General features: G+C 37.3%; 19 protein-coding genes. 10 read left to right on the forward strand and 9 right to left on the reverse strand.

Annotation, left to right across the window (positions count from 1 at the left end; translation table 11 throughout):
• Window positions 1-13 precede the first annotated feature (13 nt).
• Window positions 14-1,090: a peptide chain release factor 1 gene (prfA, locus tag ABD682_RS08245; RefSeq protein ID WP_344740676.1), complete on the forward strand. Its 1,077-nt coding sequence runs from the start codon at window positions 14-16 to the stop codon at window positions 1,088-1,090.
• 15 nt (window positions 1,091-1,105) lie between these two features.
• Window positions 1,106-1,930, forward strand: coding sequence for an orotidine-5'-phosphate decarboxylase (gene pyrF / locus ABD682_RS08250; protein ID WP_344740677.1), 825 nt, complete (start codon window positions 1,106-1,108; stop codon window positions 1,928-1,930).
• On the opposite strand, the gene ABD682_RS08255 is transcribed toward pyrF, so the two are convergent.
• On the reverse strand, window positions 1,905-2,066 hold the full coding sequence (locus ABD682_RS08255) for a hypothetical protein (RefSeq protein ID WP_344740678.1): 162 nt from the start codon (window positions 2,064-2,066) through the stop codon (window positions 1,905-1,907). The genes pyrF and ABD682_RS08255 overlap by 26 nt on opposite strands.
• Before the next feature lie 198 nt (window positions 2,067-2,264).
• Between ABD682_RS08255 and ABD682_RS08260 the strand changes: the two genes are divergently transcribed.
• Window positions 2,265-2,765: a hypothetical protein gene (locus ABD682_RS08260; protein ID WP_344740680.1), complete on the forward strand. Its 501-nt coding sequence runs from the start codon at window positions 2,265-2,267 to the stop codon at window positions 2,763-2,765.
• 3 nt (window positions 2,766-2,768) lie between these two features.
• On the opposite strand, the gene ABD682_RS08265 is transcribed toward ABD682_RS08260, so the two are convergent.
• Window positions 2,769-3,473 (reverse strand): DUF4197 domain-containing protein, encoded by a 705-nt coding sequence (locus tag ABD682_RS08265; RefSeq protein WP_344740682.1) that lies wholly within the window; start codon window positions 3,471-3,473, stop codon window positions 2,769-2,771.
• 67 nt (window positions 3,474-3,540) lie between these two features.
• Entirely contained in the window at window positions 3,541-4,395 is an 855-nt protein-coding gene (gene purU, locus ABD682_RS08270) for a formyltetrahydrofolate deformylase (RefSeq protein WP_344740683.1), read from the reverse strand.
• 144 nt (window positions 4,396-4,539) lie between these two features.
• Between purU and ABD682_RS08275 the strand changes: the two genes are divergently transcribed.
• Window positions 4,540-7,977 carry a methylmalonyl-CoA mutase family protein gene (locus ABD682_RS08275; protein WP_344740684.1) on the forward strand — a complete coding sequence of 1,146 codons (3,438 nt, stop codon included), beginning with the start codon at window positions 4,540-4,542 and terminating at the stop codon, window positions 7,975-7,977.
• Between the two features lie 16 nt (window positions 7,978-7,993).
• On the opposite strand, the gene ABD682_RS08280 is transcribed toward ABD682_RS08275, so the two are convergent.
• The gene (locus ABD682_RS08280; RefSeq protein WP_344740685.1) at window positions 7,994-8,389 is read right to left on the reverse strand and encodes a hypothetical protein; all 396 of its coding nucleotides are present in this window, start codon (window positions 8,387-8,389) and stop codon (window positions 7,994-7,996) included.
• Between the two features lie 120 nt (window positions 8,390-8,509).
• On the opposite strand from ABD682_RS08280, the gene ABD682_RS08285 reads away from it, so the two are divergent.
• Entirely contained in the window at window positions 8,510-8,953 is a 444-nt protein-coding gene (locus ABD682_RS08285; protein ID WP_344740687.1) for an Lrp/AsnC family transcriptional regulator, read from the forward strand.
• 9 nt (window positions 8,954-8,962) lie between these two features.
• On the opposite strand, the gene ABD682_RS08290 is transcribed toward ABD682_RS08285, so the two are convergent.
• Complete coding sequence (locus ABD682_RS08290) at window positions 8,963-9,955, reverse strand: YpdA family putative bacillithiol disulfide reductase (RefSeq protein ID WP_395360591.1); 993 nt, start codon at window positions 9,953-9,955, stop codon at window positions 8,963-8,965.
• Window positions 9,943-11,172, reverse strand: coding sequence for an MDR family MFS transporter (locus ABD682_RS08295; protein WP_344740689.1), 1,230 nt, complete (start codon window positions 11,170-11,172; stop codon window positions 9,943-9,945). Before ABD682_RS08295 ends, ABD682_RS08290 begins: the two co-directional genes overlap by 13 nt.
• Before the next feature lie 220 nt (window positions 11,173-11,392).
• On the opposite strand from ABD682_RS08295, the gene ABD682_RS08300 reads away from it, so the two are divergent.
• Window positions 11,393-11,998 carry a DUF1684 domain-containing protein gene (locus tag ABD682_RS08300; RefSeq protein WP_344740691.1) on the forward strand — a complete coding sequence of 202 codons (606 nt, stop codon included), beginning with the start codon at window positions 11,393-11,395 and terminating at the stop codon, window positions 11,996-11,998.
• Between the two features lie 14 nt (window positions 11,999-12,012).
• On the opposite strand, the gene crcB is transcribed toward ABD682_RS08300, so the two are convergent.
• A complete protein-coding gene (gene crcB, locus ABD682_RS08305) occupies window positions 12,013-12,378 on the reverse strand; it encodes a fluoride efflux transporter CrcB (protein WP_344740693.1) in 366 nt (121 codons plus the stop codon).
• A 1-nt stretch (window position 12,379) separates the two neighbouring features.
• Window positions 12,380-13,396: a GyrI-like domain-containing protein gene (locus tag ABD682_RS08310; protein ID WP_344740695.1), complete on the reverse strand. Its 1,017-nt coding sequence runs from the start codon at window positions 13,394-13,396 to the stop codon at window positions 12,380-12,382.
• Window positions 13,397-13,557: 161 nt separating this feature from the next.
• Between ABD682_RS08310 and ABD682_RS08315 the strand changes: the two genes are divergently transcribed.
• Both ABD682_RS08315 and ABD682_RS08325 read left to right on the forward strand, forming a co-directional pair.
• On the forward strand, window positions 13,558-15,597 hold the full coding sequence (locus ABD682_RS08315) for a dipeptidyl-peptidase 3 family protein (protein WP_344740696.1): 2,040 nt from the start codon (window positions 13,558-13,560) through the stop codon (window positions 15,595-15,597).
• A 426-nt stretch (window positions 15,598-16,023) separates the two neighbouring features.
• Entirely contained in the window at window positions 16,024-16,410 is a 387-nt protein-coding gene (locus ABD682_RS08325; RefSeq protein ID WP_344740698.1) for a pyrophosphohydrolase domain-containing protein, read from the forward strand.
• 42 nt (window positions 16,411-16,452) lie between these two features.
• On the opposite strand, the gene ABD682_RS08330 is transcribed toward ABD682_RS08325, so the two are convergent.
• On the reverse strand, window positions 16,453-17,520 hold the full coding sequence (locus ABD682_RS08330; RefSeq protein WP_344740700.1) for a branched-chain amino acid aminotransferase: 1,068 nt from the start codon (window positions 17,518-17,520) through the stop codon (window positions 16,453-16,455).
• Window positions 17,521-17,776: 256 nt separating this feature from the next.
• Between ABD682_RS08330 and mnmC2 the strand changes: the two genes are divergently transcribed.
• Together mnmC2 and ABD682_RS08340 are read left to right on the forward strand one after the other, a co-directional pair.
• A complete protein-coding gene (mnmC2, locus tag ABD682_RS08335) occupies window positions 17,777-18,448 on the forward strand; it encodes a tRNA (5-methylaminomethyl-2-thiouridine)(34)-methyltransferase MnmC2 (protein WP_344740817.1) in 672 nt (223 codons plus the stop codon).
• A 78-nt stretch (window positions 18,449-18,526) separates the two neighbouring features.
• Entirely contained in the window at window positions 18,527-19,450 is a 924-nt protein-coding gene (locus ABD682_RS08340) for a TIGR01777 family oxidoreductase (RefSeq protein ID WP_344740702.1), read from the forward strand.
• Window positions 19,451-19,704 lie beyond the last annotated feature (254 nt).

The following is a 19,704-nucleotide window of genomic DNA, read 5'->3' on the forward strand; positions in this document are numbered from 1 at the left end:
ATTACAAAGGCAGATGTTAGAGAAATTACAAATTGTAAAACAACGTTTTGATGAGGTGAGTGATTTGATCATTCAACCGGATATCATGTCCGATCAAAAACGATACATACAACTCAATAAGGAATATAAAGATTTAAAGGTTTTGATGGATAAGCGTGCTGATTACATTGAAGCCACTGATAACTTGAAGGAGGCAGAGCAACTTATTTCGGAAAGTTCAGATGAAGAAATGGTTGAAATGGCTAAAATGCAGTATGAGGAAGCTAAGGAGCGCATTCCAAAGCTGGAGGATGAAATTAAATACTTATTGATCCCGAAAGATCCTGAAGATTCTAAAAATGCCGTGGTTGAATTACGTGCCGGAACCGGTGGGGATGAAGCCAGTATTTTTGCCGGTGATCTTTTTAGAATGTATTCCAAATATTGCGAAAGTAAAGGTTGGAAGGTTGATGTTGTTGATTTTAGTGAAGGAACCAATGGTGGTTTTAAAGAGATCCAGTTCGAGGTTTCCGGTGAAGATGTATATGGTACTTTGAAGTTTGAAGCCGGTGTGCATCGCGTACAACGTGTGCCACAAACCGAAACACAAGGGCGTGTGCATACCAGTGCAGCAACATGCATGGTATTTCCTGAGGCTGAAGAATTCGATATTGAGATCGATCCGAAAGATGTGCGTATTGATTATTTTTGTTCTTCCGGGCCGGGTGGTCAATCGGTAAACACAACCTATTCCGCCGTAAGGCTAACTCACGAACCTACAGGAATTGTAGCGCAGTGTCAGGACCAAAAGTCGCAACATAAGAATAAAGAGAAAGCTTTTAAAGTATTGCGCTCGCGTTTATACGATTTGGAATTAGCGAAGAAGCAGGAGGAAGATGCAGCGAAACGTGGTAGTATGGTATCTTCTGGCGACCGTAGTGCTAAGATCCGAACCTATAATTATCCACAAGGGCGTGTTACCGATCACCGTATTGGTTTAACGCTTTACGATTTGCAGAACATCATAAACGGCGATATTCAAAAAATAATTGACGAATTACAATTAGCTGAAAACACTGAAAAGTTAAAGGCTACCGATGAGTTAATTTAAGCCTATTAATGACCTATGACTCAAGACCAACTGATCCATCAAATAAAAACCAAACAGTCCTTTCTTTGTATTGGTTTGGATGTTGATTTGAATAAAATTCCTGAGGTTCTTTTAAAAGAGGACGATCCTATTTTTGCATTCAACAAAGCGATTATTGATGCCACACATCATTTATGTGTAGCCTACAAACCCAACACCGCATTTTACGAAGCTTATGGTTTAAAAGGCTGGAAAGCTTTAGAAAAAACGATTGCTTATTTAAATGAAAAGTATCCGGAGATCTTTACCATAGCTGATGCCAAGCGAGGCGATATTGGAAATACAAGCGCCATGTATGCCAAAGCATTTTTTGAGGATCTGGCTTTTGATTCGGTTACAGTGGCGCCTTATATGGGTAAGGATTCTGTGGAACCTTTTTTAAGCTTCGAAAATAAATACACGATTTTGCTGGCCTTGACATCCAATGTGGGAGCCTATGATTTTCAAACGAAAAATGTTGATGATAAGGCCTTGTACAAACACGTTTTGGAAACTTCAAAAACCTGGGAAAATGCAGAGCGATTAATGTATGTGGTAGGCGCAACTAAGGCGGAATTTTTAGAAGATATTCGTAAAATTATTCCAGATAGTTTTCTGCTGGTTCCCGGCGTTGGAGCGCAGGGAGGAAGTCTTGAGGAGGTTTGTAAATACGGGATGAATAAAAACATTGGTTTATTGATAAATTCATCTCGAGGTATTATTTATGCCTCAAAGGAAACGGACTTCGCTGAAGCTGCAGATCTAAAAGCCAAAGAACTTCAAAGCGCTATGGCGGCTATTCTTGATCGGTCTGAGTCTTGAAATTGAAATGCTCGGGAAACTCTAGTTTATCCAGATCATCAACCAGACTAGTTGCTAAAACCTCAAAGGTTTTTAGGTTTAATACTTTGTCTAAATTCGGGGTTATTCTACCCACTCTGCAAAATTGAAGTGTCATAGTTTTTTATTTTTAAAATACGGTGTTTTATATGTTTTAGTTGTAATCAAAAGGTTAAATAAACGCTAAATTTCGCCTTGCTATCTTTTTAAAATCCAGGTTTTTAATTTGAATTTTCCCTATAATGTTTTGTTAATTAACAGACGATATCTTATTAATCTTCATAACTTTAAGAGTCAATCAACATCTTAAAAAACAATGAAACATTTTATTTTCCTTTTGTTATTAGGATCTTCCATGACTCTAAATTCACAAAATACGACTTGCAAATGCTGTACCGAAAATTATAAAGCCTTCGATTTTTGGTTAGGAGAGTGGACAGTTTACAAACCTGACGGGTCTTTAGCCGGCACCAATTCAATAGATAAGATCCAGGGAAATTGTGTTGTTCGTGAAAATTGGAAAAGTGCTCAAGGTAATTATACCGGGACCAGTAGTAATTTTTACAATGCACAAACCGGTGAGTGGGAACAGATCTGGATCGATAATCAGGGTGGTAGTCTTCATTTAAAAGGACACCGAGTTGGAAATCAAATGATTTTAAAAAGTGATATGCTCAAAGGAAATGATGGTATTCCTTTTTATCATCAAATAACATGGACCAAAAATGACGATGGCAGCGTCCGGCAATACTGGGAAACCTTTAAAAAGAAAGACACTATTGTAGCCTTCAATGGTTTGTATAAAAAGACCGAATAATATCTAATCCTGAAGTGCAAATACCTTTTTCAATAAGGTTGTAGTTCGCGCCGCAAAATTGTTTCGAATATCCTTTTCTTCTAGAGCTATCATGGTATAAACACCTTTTAACGCTTCGCCTGTAACATAATCTGTAAGATCCGGATTTACATCAGCCGTTAATGGTAAGGCATTGTATTTATTTATCAGGGAGCTCCAAATTTCATTAGCTCCCACTTTATCAAAGGAGTTTTTAATTACAGGGTTGAATTTGGAATATAAAGGTGATTCTGTTTTTAATTTTAAATATGTCGTGGCTGCTTCATCATTGCCCAATAAAATATTTTTAGCGTCGTCAAAAGTGATCTCTTTTACAGCATTCACAAAAATTGGTGTGGCCTCTTTTACGGCATCTTCCGCAGCGCGGTTCATCAATTTTAAACCTTCATCGGCTAAACTGCTCAAACCGATATCTCTTAGGGTCTTATCAACTTTTTGAAGTTCTTCCGGTAAAAGTATCTTTACCAAAGCGTTTTTATAAAATCCGTCGGTTTGCGTGAGTTTACTCACTTGTTTTTCAATACCCTGGTCTAAGGCTTGTCTTAGTCCGGCAGCAATATCAGCGTTACTAAGTGTTCCGCCTTGCGGTATTTGATTTACTACTTGTTGAAGTTCGGCGCAGGCTGTTAGGTTTAGTAACAGGCAAATAGCAATGATTTTTTTAAGCATGATATGGGGTTTTGGTTCTGTAAATATAGTTTTTAAATTTTAACTGTTTTTGAAGTGCAGTTTAATCCTATGAGAAAATAACGGTTTTGTTATTATAAACCATAACTTTTCGTTGTGCGTGAAGTTTCACAGCATTAGATAAAACGATTTTCTCCAGATCACGTCCCTTAGAAATTAGATCGTGGATATTATGCGAATGTGACACACGGGTTACATCCTGCTCGATAATCGGACCGGCGTCTAAAGCTTCAGTAACATAGTGACTTGTAGCTCCAATAATTTTAACGCCACGCTTGAAGGCAGAATGATAGGGTTTAGCACCTACAAAAGCAGGTAAAAATGAATGGTGGATGTTTATGATCTTGTTAGGATACTCCGAAATAATCTTAGAAGTAACAATTTGCATATAACGCGCCAAAACAATAAAATCAATACCGTGTTCTTTGAGTAATTCCAGTTGTTTTTCCTCAGCTTTTTCTTTGGTGTCTTTAGTAACAGGAATATGATAAAACGGAATATTGAAACGATCTGCGATAGACTTAAGATCATTATGATTACTAATAATGAAAGGGATTTCCAGAGGCAATTCTCCCGAATGATACCGTCCTAACAGGTCGTACAAACAATGGTCATATTTCGAAACGAACAAGGCCATTTTGGTTTGACTCTCGGAGGAATATACCCGCCATTTCATCTTGAACGATTCAGCTAAGGTGTTTTTAAAAGAATCTTTAAATTGTTCCGATGAGAATTCCGTACCCTCAAATTCCGCCTCAAGGCGCATGAAAAAAATATTCTGCTCACGATCTACATGCTGATCTAAATACACAATATTACCACCTTGATCCGCAATAAAATTAGTCACTCGAGCAATAATATTCGGCCGATCTTTACAGTGAATGAGAAGCGTGATTTTTTTCATCTAGAGCTGAAATTTAGGGAACTAAATTAAATGAAATTATGAGCTAAATGTATTTTCATAATAATTTTATAAAATAATAGGTAAACCTTAATAATTTTTGAATATTTCGTAAATTGCGGAACCAATTTTGATAATATTTTATTGATGAAACAAATTTCCCCATATAAGCCAAAGCATAACATTCGCATGGTAACCGCGGCCTCACTTTTTGATGGCCATGATGCTTCTATAAATATTATGAGACGTATTATTCAAGCTACAGGTGTGGAGGTGATTCATTTAGGTCACGACCGTAGTGTAGAAGAAGTGGTGAATACGGCTATTCAAGAAGATGTTAATGCGATTTGTTTAACCTCATATCAGGGAGGTCATAACGAGTATTTTAAATACATGTTCGATCTTTTGAAGGAACGCGGCGCCGATCACATTAAAATATTTGGCGGTGGTGGCGGAGTTATTCTACCTGAGGAGATCAAAGAACTCATGGATTATGGAATAACCCGAATTTATTCTCCTGATGACGGTCGTGAAATGGGTTTACAAGGGATGATCAATGAATTGGTAGAAAAATCGGATTACGCCATCGGAGACGAACTCCATGTGACCCTGGATGACCTTTCTAAAAAGAATATGGGCGCTATTGCTCGTGTTATTTCTTCAGCTGAGAATTTTCCGGATAAGGCGCAATCGCTTTTAGAGCAAATTCACAAAAAAAATAAGGATTCAAAAACCCCTGTTCTTGGTATTACAGGAACCGGAGGCGCGGGAAAATCCAGTTTGGTAGACGAATTGGTCCGTCGCTTTTTAATTGATTTCCCGGAAAAAACAGTTGGAATTGTTTCTGTGGATCCGTCGAAAAGAAAAACCGGAGGCGCCTTGTTGGGCGATCGTATTCGTATGAACGCTATCAATAACAAACGTGTTTATATGCGTAGTTTGGCAACGCGACAATCTAATCTCGCGCTATCAAAATATGTGAAGGAAGCCGTTCAGGTATTAAAGGCAGCCCAATTCGATCTCATCATTTTGGAAACTTCAGGAATTGGTCAATCGGATACAGAAATCATTGAACATAGTGATGTGTCCCTTTATGTGATGACGCCGGAGTTTGGTGCGGCTACACAATTGGAGAAAATAGATATGTTGGATTTTGCCGATCTGGTAGCTATCAACAAATTTGATAAGCGTGGTGCGCTAGATGCCCTTCGTGATGTGAAAAAACAATATATGCGTAACCATAACTTATGGGATACGCCACAGGATGAACTGCCAATATTTGGCACGATCGCATCACAATTCAATGATCCCGGAATGAATGCACTTTACAAGGCTATTATGGATACCTTAGCAGATCGGACGGAGGCAGAATTACGCTCTCATCTTGAGATATCAGCAGAAATGAGTGAAAAAGTTTTCATCATTCCACCGAAACGAACGCGTTATTTATCTGAGATCGCAGAGAATAACCGGTCTTATGACGAAACCGTAAATGAACAGGTTGAGGTTGCGCAAAAGCTATATGGCATTTATAAAACAATTTGTAATGTTGGGCAGGTAGCTAAAGAAAAAGAAACCGATTTTCTGACCAAATTAGGAATCAATCAAGAAGCTTTAATAAGTCCGCTTACCGACGAGAAAAGTAAACAACTTTTAGAACTTCTTTTTGCTGAATTTGATCGTGAAAAAATGAATCTAGACCCTTACAATTGGGAGATTTTAATAGGTTGGGAGGAAAAAGTGAATCGCTACAAAGAACCGGTTTATACGTATACCGTTCGTGGCAAGGAAATTAAAATAGAAACTCATAGAGAGTCACTTTCCCATTTGCAAATTCCTAAGGTTGCTCTGCCAAAATACCAGGCTTGGGGCGATGTTTTGAGATGGTGTTTACAAGAGAATGTTCCGGGAGAATTCCCGTATACAGCTGGTCTATACCCATTTAAACGTACTAATGAAGATCCGGCACGAATGTTTGCCGGTGAGGGCGGACCAGAGCGTACCAATAAACGCTTTCACTATGTAAGCGAGGGTATGCCAGCCAAACGTTTATCTACGGCGTTCGATAGTGTAACGCTTTATGGAAACGATCCTGATTATCGTCCCGATATTTATGGAAAAATTGGTAATGCAGGGGTTTCTATCTGCTGCCTTGACGATGCTAAAAAACTGTATTCCGGTTTTAATTTGGCTGATAAAATGACTTCTGTGAGTATGACCATTAATGGTCCGGCACCAATGTTATTAGGGTTTTTTATGAATGCAGCCATCGATCAACAATGTGAAATTTATATCAAAGAGCATGGTTTGGAAGCTGAGGTTGAAAAAAAGATAGAAAAACTCTACAAGGGAAAAGAACGTCCTAAATATTACGGAAAATTACCAAAAGGTAATGATGGTTTAGGTTTGATGCTATTAGGCGTTACCGGAGATCAGGTATTGCCTAAAGACGTTTATGAAGACATAAAAGCCAAAACCATTTCTCAGGTTCGTGGTACGGTTCAGGCGGATATTTTAAAAGAAGATCAGGCGCAGAACACTTGTATTTTTTCAACGGAATTTGCTTTACGTTTGATGGGTGATGTTCAGGAGTATTTTATAGAGCATAAGGTTAGAAATTTTTATTCAGTTTCTATCTCCGGATACCATATCGCTGAGGCCGGCGCCAACCCGATCACACAATTAGCATTAACCTTGTCCAACGGCTTTACTTATGTAGAGTATTACTTAAGTCGTGGTATGGATATTAATAAATTCGGTCCGAATTTATCCTTTTTCTTCTCCAACGGGATCGATCCTGAATACGCGGTAATTGGCCGTGTGGCACGAAAAATCTGGTCTAAAGCTTTAAAACATAAATACGGAGCCAATCCGCGAGCTCAGATGTTGAAATATCACATTCAAACCTCGGGTAGAAGTTTGCATGCTCAGGAAATTGATTTTAATGATATTCGCACCACCCTTCAAGCCTTGTACGCTATTTACGATAACTGTAATTCTTTGCATACCAATGCTTATGATGAGGCTATTACAACGCCAACGGAAGAATCTGTGCGGCGCGCCATGGCAATCCAACTCATTATTAATAAAGAATTAGGATTAGCTAAAAATGAAAATCCAATTCAGGGGGCCTTTATTATTGAAGAACTTACTGATCTGGTTGAAGAAGCTGTTCTTATGGAATTCGATCGCATTACGGAACGAGGCGGTGTACTGGGAGCCATGGAAACGATGTATCAACGAAGTAAAATTCAGGAAGAAAGTTTGTACTACGAAACTTTGAAACACAATGGTGATTATCCAATAATAGGTGTGAATACCTTCTTAAGCAGTAAAGGATCACCAACAATTTTACCTGCAGAAGTAATTCGTGCCACTGAGGAGGAGAAAGAAAATCAGATTAAGACCTTGAAAAACTTACACGAATTTCAAAATACAGATGACGTATTGAAAGGTTTACAGGAAACAGCCATTAATAATGAGAACATTTTTGAAGCTTTAATGGAGGTTTGTAAAGTGTGTTCTCTAGGCCAAATCACGCAAGCCTTGTTTGAGGTAGGGGGACAATACCGAAGAAATATGTAAAAAGAAGTTTAGGAAATTACAGCGTTAATATCCAAGTGCGCTGTAATTTCTTGAATTTTCTCAGCTCGCTGCGCAAAATAGGTAAGAAGTCCTTGCCATTACTATTAGACTTTTCCAAACGATAGGAATTCTTATAGAGCATATTTGTTAATCGCTTTAAAGACGCGAGATGCTTGTATTTTCTATCGGAATGCTTTTGCAATTCGGCATTGGCAATTTCAGGAGCAAGGGACACGGATTGTTGAACGATGTCACCCGAGAAATAAATGTTATTGTCTTCTGTGCCGTCGTCTTTCAAACCAGACAAATCCTGGTTCAAATAGGACGATATACTTTGTGAAAGCGCAAAAATATCAATGGCTTTTTTGTATATCGGCAAGTCCGAAAGGTTTGGAGGTGTATTGTATAGCATCTTATTTTTCCAGCAATTTACTCAAAATTACTCACAAGTTTCCATATTCTTCTTTAGAAATTAAAGTAAAATTGTATATTTGCTTTAAGATTTAATGTATTAATAGCAAAATTCTTTTAAATGGCTTTAGATCAACTCAACTGGAAGATTTTAAGATGTTTACAGGACAATGCCAGGATGTCTAATGCTGAAATTGGCAGACGGGTTGGAATCAGTTCTCCTGCGGTCTCAGAGCGTATTAAAAGGATGGAAGACCTTGGTATTATTGAGGGTTATAAAGCGATCGTTTCTCCGTTCGATATTGGTTATCAATTAAAAGCCATTATCACATTGAGAGCATTTATGGGGAAGCTGAAACCCTTCCTTGAGAAGGTAAGGTCTCTAGATGAAGTGGTTAATTGCTACCGCATTACAGGTGATGAAAACATTGTTATGGAGGTTGTTTTGAAGGACCATAAACACCTTGAAGCCTTTATCGACCAACTCATCGTTTATGGTGAAAGCAAGACGCAGATCGTGTTGTCTGGTGTTGTGAAGCAACGTAGCCTAATACCCATTAAATAATTAAGGTTTCTAAGCCTTTACGTTCTGTTTTTTCTCTATAGCTTCCGCAATTAATTTGGCGTGAATTCTGGAATTTTCAATAAACCATTTATGGGTTTCCATACCGCCACAGATCACTCCTGCTAAATACAAACCTTCTATATTCGACTCCATAGTTTCCGGATCATAAGTCGGAATGTATTTCTGATCATCTGAAATGGTAATACCACTTTTTTCTAAGAGACTAAAATTAGGCAAATACCCCGTTAGGGCTACAACGTAGTCGTTATCTATTTCAATATCGCCCTCTGGTGTATGAATTTCGACTGATTCTTCTTTGATGGCTTTAATTTCAGAATTAAAATAGGCCTTGATACTGCCTTCTTTTATGCGGTTTATGATATCCGGACGCACCCAATATTTTACGCGCTCTCCAATACCTTCACCGCGCACCACCATAGTTACTCTTCCGCCTTTACGCCAGATCTCCAAAGCGGCATCTACTGCGGAGTTGCTGGCGCCAACTACGATGACATCCTGAAGTGTATAATTATGAGCTTCCTTATAATAGTGTGTCACCTTATCCAGATCTTCTCCCGGCACATTTAAAAGTTTCGGAATGTCATAAAATCCGGTACAAATAATCACCTGATCAGAAAAGTAAACAGCTTTATCTGAGGTTGTTTTAAATTGCCCGGCTTCCTTTTTAATATCTGTTACTGTTTCAAACAGATTGATATTAAGATTGTTAGAGGTAGTGACGCGGCGATAATATTCTAGAGCCTCATCCCGGTTGGGTTTCGACTTGTTACTTATGAAAGGAATTTCATCGATTTCCAATTTTTCCGAAGAAGAAAAAAATGTCATATTTCTGGGATAATTGAAAATAGAATTGGTTAAAGCACCCTTTTCAATGATCACATAATCCCAGTTTCGTTTCTTGCATTCCAAAGCACAGGCAATCCCAATGGGACCACCACCTACAATAACAATATCTTTTTTTAATTCTTTCAAAATGATAATTCTTTTTTCTTTAAGCTTCTTTTTGGTTTTAAATAATGCTTTAATGTTGCGAGCAACAGCATACACATTACGCTTAGCAAAGTTACGATATACCATGTATTATTAAAACCCAAATGCGATACTAATCGCATTCCTGTATTATGTCCGAAAATATGGGCCACAGAAAACGATATGGAATATAAGGCCATATACTCGCCTTGATTTCCTTTTTTCGCTCGGTCCAGGGCAAAAGCATTGGAGAACGGGAAAGCGATCATTTCTCCAAAGGTCATAAGTAGCATTCCAAAGACCAACACACCGGACCAGGTTGTAAAGTTTAAAATAATAAAACTTAAGCCGGTTAATAGGGCTCCAAAAAGCATGAGTCCCGTTTTGGAAAACCGCGATGTTTCCAGCCATTTTATTAGTGGCATTTCTAGCAGAAAAATTAAAAAACCATTACCTCCCAATAAAATACCAATTTCTAACTCGCTCAATTTGTGTGACTCCTTGTAATATAAAGGCATGGTTGAAAAGTATTGTAGAAATATAATACCAAACAATACCATCGCTACCAGGAAAATCAAAAATGCTTTGTCCTTATATGCCGATTCCGGATTGGCGGTTTTAACCTCCTCCAGAGTTTTTGCTTTTCTAGGGTTTAAGGTATCTATAAGCACCAAACTAGCAACTAAACACGTGATGCCATCTACCCAAAACAACCCGGAATAACTCATTGTTGTAATGATCAACCCGCCAATAGCCGGACCTGCGGAAAAACCCAAATTTATAGCCAGACGAATCAGTGTAACAGATCGCGTACGGTTTTCAGGTTTACTATAAGCGCTCAAAGCCACGAAAAGTGCCGGTCGGAAAGCGTCCGCGACCAACATCACACTAAAAATTCCAAAACAAAATCCTACAAAGGTGTCAAAAAATTGAAGGAAAATAAAAAAGATGCCTGTGCCTATTAAGCTGTAAACCATAACTTTATAATACCCGATGGCATCCGTGAGTTTGCCACCCAGCCAGGAACCTGCAACGGAGCCTAATCCAAAGGCACTCATGATCCAACCGACATCTTCCAGAGAGAACTCAAGTTTCTCCGTGAGATACAGCGATAAGAAAGGAATCACCATGGTTCCTGCACGGTTAATCAAGGTGATCAAAGCCAGAAGCCAAACTTCACGGGAAAGTCCTTTAAAGGTATTAATGTAACTGTTGAATAGCGTTTTCATAAGTAAATAAAAAAAGTCCGACAAAATTGTCGGACTTTCAGAAATTGTTAAATCATATTTTTATAGCATCACAATATACAGCAAGTCCGACTTCTTTTGGTATCAAAAGAAGAAATTGGTTTACGGGTATAAGCGACTATTTGCATCATTTTTTACTTTTGTTTGGTTCAAATGTAGATAAAATATTTATAACTTGCCGCTTTCTTCTAAAATTAAATTCATGAAATATTTCTTTAATCTTATTTTAGCCCTATTGATTTTTAACAGTTGCGCTCAGGAAAAACAACCCATCCAAGGGGAAACAGAATTCCAGAAATCCTTGAATGCTGAATTTAAAGATGCGACAACATCGCCTTTAAAAGAAAAAGATTTAAAGAACTTTGAAGGTTTAGATTTTTTTAAAGTGGATTCCAGTTTTGTGGTTAAAGCAAAATTTATAAGAACGCCTGATGAAAAACCTTTCAAAATGAAAACCACAACAGATCGTACACCAGTTTATACTAAATACGGTGAAGTTGTTTTCCGCTTAAAAGGGCAAAATTTTAAATTGAATTTATATCAAAATCAAAAATTGATGCAGGAGGAAGGCTATGAGGATTATCTATTTTTACCTTTTTTAGATGAAACCAACGGTTTAGAAAGTTATGGAGGAGGGCGTTACATTGATATGCGTATTCCGGAAGACGATAGTTTAACTATCGATTTTAATAAAGCGTACAACCCTTATTGTGCCTACAACGACAAATATTCATGTCCTATCGTACCGCGTGTAAACTATCTTAAAACGCGAGTAGAGGCCGGTGTAAAGACTTTTGGAAAGCACTAGAAAAATTCCAGTTTCTATTTTACTAAATGCATCCCCCAGAAAACCGCCAAAAAGCCAAGCACAAAACTGGCGATGGTATAAATGGCAAAAGAGGTGAAATCTCCGGTTCGCAGGAAGAGATGATTTTCGTAAGCGAAAGTTGAAAAGGTTGTAAAGCCACCACAAAAACCGGTTGCTAAAAGTAAAATTTGACCGTGGCTGAGTGTGTTGTGTTTGGAAGCGATACCTAAAATAACACCAATTAGTAAGCTACCCATAATATTGGCCAAAAATGTACCATAGGGAATACCGGATGCAGAGCTGTTAAGATATTTTCCAATGAGAAAGCGAAGAACGCTACCAAAGCCACCACCTATAAATACAAGAAGGATATTTTTCATTTTATTCTAGCGCTATGAAGATTTCAGTAACCCAATCAGCAGGATTAGGCGTTGTTTGTGGGTCTGTAACATAAAGTTCAAGCATCGGACCATCTTCCCTGGCTTTTAAACCATATTGTGAGATATAATCGTTAGCTTTCTGCCAGGCCTCGTTTAGGTTTGAGTAATTTCCTTGCAGGGTTGTTTTTAAGGCCTTGAACGGTTCTAATTGTCCGGTTAGTATTTCAGAACTGGTCGTAATTACTTTTTCAGTTGTCGGAATACAACTAGAGAACACTACCGCATTGTTATCTCGGTCCCAGTTATAAAATAGTGTGAAAGGGGCGCCACCGGTGGTGATATTATTTTCTGTAACGTATTGTTTAAGAGAAGACAGCGAGGCTTCCATTTTTTCTGTGAAAGCATTCAATTTACAAGAGGTTGTGGTGTATAAATAATAACCACCACTGTGATTTGTAATGCCATCAACTTTTATGCTGTACTGATGCATTCGCGCCACTACAAAACTGTCGAGTTTATTTAAACCTTCAACTAATTCGGGTTCAATTTGTTTCTCAATGCCTCCTTTTAAAATTGATTTTGCTTTAAAACTGAAAGATAAATTTTCCGATGCTAGCGTGAAAGATACGTCCGTGGCATTATCATTTTGATTAAAGCCCCAAATGCCACCCAGGGAAGGAAAGTTCTTATAACTGATTTCCTGATCAATCATTTTGTTCGGATTAACGCCGGTGGTTTTTATACTTCCCGAATGATTCTTTAAATCCCAGGACAAATAGCTATCCGGTCCTGAACTATGATCTGATACATTCAATACCAGTTCAGGGTTACCATTGGTTAACGACAACCAGGAATCCCAGTTATTAAAATCATTTACTAAATCGTAAACAACTGGAGCCGGTGCATCGATGGTTTTTTTAACGGTAATCTTATAACTATTCGGTTGTAAAGCAACATAAATTGAAAAGCCAATAACGGCAATTAAGAGTAGAAAAAGTAGATACTTTAAGGCTTTCATTCTTTATAAAACGGTTAGTTAAATTCAAAGATAATCAATTTTAAATTTGGAGTAATAAATTCGTAAATTTGATTGGCTTTAGTTAAAAATTATTTCGATTTTCTTCAAAGAGATATTTTTATTTGTAAGTCATTATAAACCAATTAACTAAAAATAAGAACATGAATTTTAAATTTTTAATCTATTCTGTATTGATAGCCGTGTTGAGTTTCTCCTGTGCAAAAAAAGGAGAAGATAAGTCTACTAATAATGCAGATTCTACCGAAGTTTCAAAGTTTGACTATAAAGTTGACCGATTTGCCGATATTCAGGTGCTTCGTTATCAAATTCCCGGTTGGGATCAACTGAGTTTAAAAGAAAAGAAACTGGTGTATTATCTCACCCAGGCGGGTTTGTCCGGTCGTGATATTATCTGGGATCAGAATTACCGTTATAACCTGAGTATCCGCCGCGCTCTTGAACATATCTACACCGCTTTTGAAGGGGATAAAACAACTGATGATTGGAAGGCGTTTGAAGTTTATTTGAAGCGGGTTTGGTTTAGTAATGGGATTCATCATCATTATTCTAACTTAAAGATAAAACCTGGTTTTAGTCAGGATTATTTATCTGAACTCATGGAACAAACCAATACGGAGTTGAATTCTGAGGCCTTTGATGTTATTTTTAATGATAAAGATCTCAAAAAGGTGAATTTGGCACAAGGTATTGATAATGTGGCGGAATCTGCCGTGAATCTTTATAGTCCAAATGTTACCAATGCTGATGTGATCAATTTTTATAAGGATAAGAGATCACCAAATCCCAATCAGCCTTTAGCTTATGGTATCAATGCCAAATTAGTTAAGGAAAATGGCGTTGTAAAAGAAGAAGTATATAAATCCGGAGGTCTTTATGGGTCGGCGATTGATGAAATAGTAATGTGGCTTAAAAAGGCACAGTCTGTAGCGGAAAACGAACCTCAGGCCAAGGCATTAGGATTATTAATTGACTATTACAATACGGGAGACCTTCAAACCTGGGATGATTACAATGTGGCCTGGGCTCAAGCCACTGCAGGAAATATTGATTACATCAACGGATTTATTGAGGTATATAATGATCCTCTGGGATATACGGGTTCTTTTGAAGGCATAACTGAGATCAATGATTTCGATATGTCTGAAAAAATGAAAGTACTCTCAGAAAATGCACAATGGTTTGAAGATAATTCACCCATTTTGGATGAAAACAAAAAGAAAAATGTCGTTGGTGTTACCTATAAAGTGGTAAATGTTGCGGGTGAATCCGGTGATGCCTCACCGAGCTCTGCTATTGGCGTTAACCTGCCCAATTCAAGTTGGATAAGAAAAGAAATAGGAAGTAAGTCTGTTTCATTAGGAAATATTGTTGAAGCCGGAAATCAGGCCGGAAGTAAAGGTAAAATTGAAGAGTTTGCTAATGATTCACTGGAGATCGAAAACTACGAAAAATACAACACGCTGGCTTCAAAATTAAAAACAGCCTTACACGAAGTGGTTGGTCATGCCTCCGGACAAATAAATCCCGGAGTTGGAGAAACCAAGGAAACCTTGAAAAATTATGCATCGACTTTGGAAGAAGGTCGTGCCGATCTGGTTGCATTGTACTATTTGTACAGTCCAAAATTGCAGGAATTAGGCTTAGTTGATAATTGGAAAGGCGTTGGCGAAGCTGCTTATGACACGTATATTCGAAATGGATTAATGACCCAATTGAACCGAATAACCCTTGGTGATGATGTGGAAGAAGCTCACATGAGAAACAGACAATGGATCTCTGCCTGGGCCTTTGAGCATGGTAAGAAAGATAATGTTATTGAAAAAATTTCACGTGATGGTAAAACGTATTTCAATATCACAGATTATGAAAAATTAAGAGCACTTTTTGGTGAATTACTTCGGGAAACACAACGCATCAAGTCTGAAGGTGATTATGAAGCAGTAAAGGATTTGGTAGAAACATACGGTGTTAAAGTAGATCAGCAATTTCATGCTGAGGTTTTAGAACGCTATAAGCAATTTAATGCGGCGCCTTATAATGGTTATGTAAATCCGGTTTTGGTTCCTTTGACTAACGATGCTGGTGAGATCACAGATATCCAAATTGAACAACCGGAAAGTTTTTCAGAGCAAATGCTCAATTACAGTGAAAAGTATAACTTTTTACCGGATATGAATTAGAACATAGCGTTGAAAATAAAAAAAACAGACCCTCTCAATGGTCTGTTTTTTTATTAACACTAAATACAAGTAAAAATAAATTTATAGCAACGAGTGCACTAAGAATTATAATTAGTGTCATGTTATTCAGATTTAATAGCTACCAAAAAGATGAGCCATTAATAAAATGGTTGCGTGAAATATTGGAACTTTTTCAGAAATTCTATTTGAAAAAGAATTTGATCGCAGAAATCAGTAAAATGAAGGAGATAAAAGCAATTAAAACCCAAATACTTCCGGCGTAGAATCGTTTGTGAAGTTTTAAATCTTTTCTATAAGTGTAGCCAATAACAATAGCAAAAACGATAAAAAATAAAAGGGCGAAAATCTTTTGACCATTACTGAACATATAACTATTTTTATGCAAATTTAACTAAAACACAGCACATGGAAAACAAAATAAATGCCGTTAAAGCATTTCATACCGCCTTTAAATTAGGGTTTCGCGAAACCCCAAAAGCTGACCTTGGTGAAGCCAAAAATTTACTTCGTTACAAATTAATGCGCGAAGAAAATGAAGAATACCTGGAAGCAGCCAATGATAATGATCTGGTAGAGGTTGCAGACGCCTTAGGCGATATGTTGTATATTTTATGTGGTACTATTATAGAACATGGTTTACAATATAAAATAGAAGAAGTTTTTGAAGAAATTCAGCGAAGTAATATGAGTAAACTTGGTGAGGACGGTGAGCCTATTTACCGTGAAGATGGAAAAGTGTTGAAAGGGCCAAATTATTTCAAGCCGAATATCGAAGCCATTCTAGATAAATAAAAAAAGGAAGCCCATCGGCTTCCTTTTTCTTTACACAGTATATTATAAAACTTTATAGCGCCATCCGAAAGGATCTTCAGCCTTATTGGTTTGAATATCCGTAATGGCTTTCTTTAAAGAGCTGGCATAGGTTTCCTTTAATTCCGGAAGTTCATAGTCTTTACCTTGGTAACCAAAACCTGCTATAGGTGAAATTACTGCAGCAGTACCGGCGCCAAACAATTCTTTTAGTGAACCGTTTTCCGCAGCTTCAACCAATTCTGAAACTTTTATTTTTCTTACCTCTACATTAATACCTTTAGATCGTGCGAGATCGATAAGGCTTTTACGGGTTATACCATCCAGAATGCGATCACTTGTCGGACTCGTAATTAAAGTGTCATTAATACGAATAAACACGTTCATTGCACCGGCTTCTTCAATGTATTCGTGCGATGTGTCATCCGTCCAGATCACTTGTTGATATCCTTTATCGATGGCCAATTGCGTTGGATAGAATTGCCCGGCATAATTACCACCAGCTTTAGCATAACCAACACCACCGTTTGCAGAACGAGAATATTTTGTTTCGATCAAAACTTTCACTTTGCCTGAAAAATAAGATCCTGATGGTGCTGTACAAATGATGAATTTGTAGGCGTTAGCCGGAGAAGCATGCAAACCTGTGCCGGATGCAAAAACAAACGGACGAATGTACAAGGAGCTTCCTTCTTTCTGAGGAATCCAGTCTTGGTCTACTTCTAAAAGGGTTTTTAAACCATCCAAGAAATAAGCCTCAGGGATTTCAGGAATGGCTAAACGTTTTGATGAAATGTTTAAGCGATTAAAATTTTCCATTGGTCGGAATAACCAAACCCCGCCATCGGCATCCTTATAGGCTTTCATACCTTCAAAAACGGATTGTCCGTAGTGGAAGATCTTTGCAGAAGGTTCCAGACTAATATTTTGGTAAGGCATTACTTTCGGTGCTTTCCATGCGCCATTCTCGTAATCACAAACTAACATGTGATCGGAGTAAACCTGACCAAATTTTAAATTGTCAAAATCTATATCATTTATTTTTGAAGTTTCTGTTTTTACAACTTCAATATCGTTTATAAGTACACTCATGGTTTCTTAATTAGTGTTGCAAATTTAAGTAAAAGCGACTTAAAAATAGGGAATGTTCGGCTATTTCGTTTAAAATTAAAGGATTTCTAATACTATCTTTAAAACACTGCTAATCATGGCTTAAAAATTGTTAATTCCTTAGTGATTTAAAAAATTAATAACCAGTGTTTTGCGGCCTTTTGGAATGTTCTGTATGTTACTTTCAATCAAATTAGTACTTTTGAATGCAACCCCATGCGTAAAGAATTAAATGACAGTGAAAAGAGATATCATTATTACAGGAGATGGTTCATCAACCATTCATTTACCGGACTGGAATGAACAGTATCACTCTAAACATGGAGCAATCCAAGAGGCGTATCATGTGTTTATTAAAAATGGTTTGGAGTATTTGGCAGGTGAAAAAACCAAAAATATTTCAATATTAGAAATTGGATTCGGAACCGGCTTGAACGCCTTCATTACCTATTTAGAAGCCGCAAAACTGCAATGTTCAATAAATTACACAGGCGTTGAAGCTTATCCCGTTTCAATTGAAGAAATTAAACATTTAAACTACACGAAAGCTCTGGAAGTAGGGCAGCTGGATGCTGTTTTTCAAAAATTTCATGAGATGCCCTGGGGCGAGATGCATCAATTAACCGATACTTTTCATTTAGAAAAACAACAGAAATTTTTTAAGGATATAAATGATAAATCGTGTTATGATCTCATTTATTTTGACGCTTTTGGTGCGCGTGTACAACCGGAACTATGGACGGAAACCATTTTTAAAATAATGTTTGAAGCACTGAAAATAAATGGCGTTTTGGTTACCTATGCGGCAAAAGGAAGTGTTCGCCGCGCTATGCAGACAGTAGGTTTTAGAGTGGAAAGGCTGCCTGGACCACCTGGTAAACGCGAAATGCTGAGAGCGATAAAAATATAGACTCTTACCAGCGTGTTAAACCTGGCATAAATAAAAGTTGTACCCCTTTTAGATTTCGTATCTTTGCAAAAAAAGAAAATGCGTGTTTTAATAACAGGAGCTACTGGATTAATTGGAAAACATGTAGTATCCAGGTGTAAAGAAAATGGGATTGCAATTCACTATCTCACTACTAGAAAATCAAAACTGGAATCGAACGAAAATTACAAAGGATTTTACTGGGATCCGGATTCAGGAGAAATCGATAAATCTTGTTTTGATGGGGTTGATGCTATAATTCATTTAGCAGGTGCCAGTATCTCGAAGCGATGGACATCAGCGTATAAAAAAGAAATTTTAGATAGTCGCGTTAAACCAACCCATTTGCTAATACAATCGCTTATTGGTGAAAAGCATCATGTTAAACATGTGATCTCTGCCAGTGCCATTGGCGTTTACCCCGATTCTTTGGTGAACTATTACGATGAAACTTTTACCGATTTTGATCATGAGTCTTTTCTAACTTTAGTTGTGAATAAGTGGGAAGAAGCTGTGGATGGATTTAAGGAATTGGGCATTGAGGTATCTAAAATTAGAATTGGTTTGGTTTTGGCGAAGGAAGGAGGCGCCTTACCATCAATGGCAAAACCTATTAAATTTGGCGTTGGATCAGCATTTGGAAAAGGGAAACAATGGCAGTCCTGGATCCATATTCATGATTTATCTGAGATGTTCATTCGGGTCTTACAGGATGAACTGTATGGAATCTATAATGGTGTAGCACCTAATCCGGTGACAAATAATGATCTCGTTCTTATGATTGCTAAAGTTTTAAATAAACCTTTGCTTTTACCTAATATCCCGGAATTCGTAATGCGAATTTTATTGGGAGAAATGCATGTTATACTTTACGCCAGTCAACGGGTGAGTTCTCAGAAAATTGAAAGCGAAGGATTTCAATTTAAATATCATCGCCTGGAGCCTGCTTTGGAAGATTTACTTTTAAAATCTGAGGATCAATAGGAACGTATTGTAAAATAAAAAAGTCTCAAACAGTTTGAGACTTTTTTAAAATGAAGTACCGTTTCCGGTTGTAGTCGTCTTCATTTAAAGCTATTAATCAGTAACAGACTAAAAATTAGTCAAAAGAGAAAAAATCTTTTTCACAGCAATTTTTTTTTCTTTGATCCAAATGTAAATAAAATGTTTAACAAAACCAAAAAAAAGTTAAACAAAATATTTTATTAAAATTTTTAATGACATTATGGCATTTTGAA

Origin of the sequence: Gaetbulibacter aestuarii (assembly GCF_039537665.1) — a bacterium.
GTDB lineage: Bacteria > Bacteroidota > Bacteroidia > Flavobacteriales > Flavobacteriaceae > Gaetbulibacter_A > Gaetbulibacter_A aestuarii.

Excerpts from the sequence above, each read along its gene's own strand:
- prfA (WP_344740676.1), top strand. The coding sequence starts at position 14 with ATGTTAGAGAAATTACAAATTGTAAAACAACGTTTTGATGAGGTGAGT.
- pyrF (WP_344740677.1), top strand. The coding sequence starts at position 1,106 with ATGACTCAAGACCAACTGATCCATCAAATAAAAACCAAACAGTCCTTT.
- ABD682_RS08255 (WP_344740678.1), bottom strand. The coding sequence starts at position 2,066 with ATGACACTTCAATTTTGCAGAGTGGGTAGAATAACCCCGAATTTAGAC.
- ABD682_RS08260 (WP_344740680.1), top strand. The coding sequence starts at position 2,265 with ATGAAACATTTTATTTTCCTTTTGTTATTAGGATCTTCCATGACTCTA.
- ABD682_RS08265 (WP_344740682.1), bottom strand. The coding sequence starts at position 3,473 with ATGCTTAAAAAAATCATTGCTATTTGCCTGTTACTAAACCTAACAGCC.
- purU (WP_344740683.1), bottom strand. The coding sequence starts at position 4,395 with ATGAAAAAAATCACGCTTCTCATTCACTGTAAAGATCGGCCGAATATT.
- ABD682_RS08275 (WP_344740684.1), top strand. The coding sequence starts at position 4,540 with ATGAAACAAATTTCCCCATATAAGCCAAAGCATAACATTCGCATGGTA.
- ABD682_RS08280 (WP_344740685.1), bottom strand. The coding sequence starts at position 8,389 with ATGCTATACAATACACCTCCAAACCTTTCGGACTTGCCGATATACAAA.
- ABD682_RS08285 (WP_344740687.1), top strand. The coding sequence starts at position 8,510 with ATGGCTTTAGATCAACTCAACTGGAAGATTTTAAGATGTTTACAGGAC.
- ABD682_RS08295 (WP_344740689.1), bottom strand. The coding sequence starts at position 11,172 with ATGAAAACGCTATTCAACAGTTACATTAATACCTTTAAAGGACTTTCC.
- ABD682_RS08300 (WP_344740691.1), top strand. The coding sequence starts at position 11,393 with ATGAAATATTTCTTTAATCTTATTTTAGCCCTATTGATTTTTAACAGT.
- crcB (WP_344740693.1), bottom strand. The coding sequence starts at position 12,378 with ATGAAAAATATCCTTCTTGTATTTATAGGTGGTGGCTTTGGTAGCGTT.
- ABD682_RS08310 (WP_344740695.1), bottom strand. The coding sequence starts at position 13,396 with ATGAAAGCCTTAAAGTATCTACTTTTTCTACTCTTAATTGCCGTTATT.
- ABD682_RS08315 (WP_344740696.1), top strand. The coding sequence starts at position 13,558 with ATGAATTTTAAATTTTTAATCTATTCTGTATTGATAGCCGTGTTGAGT.
- ABD682_RS08325 (WP_344740698.1), top strand. The coding sequence starts at position 16,024 with ATGGAAAACAAAATAAATGCCGTTAAAGCATTTCATACCGCCTTTAAA.
- ABD682_RS08330 (WP_344740700.1), bottom strand. The coding sequence starts at position 17,520 with ATGAGTGTACTTATAAACGATATTGAAGTTGTAAAAACAGAAACTTCA.
- ABD682_RS08340 (WP_344740702.1), top strand. The coding sequence starts at position 18,527 with ATGCGTGTTTTAATAACAGGAGCTACTGGATTAATTGGAAAACATGTA.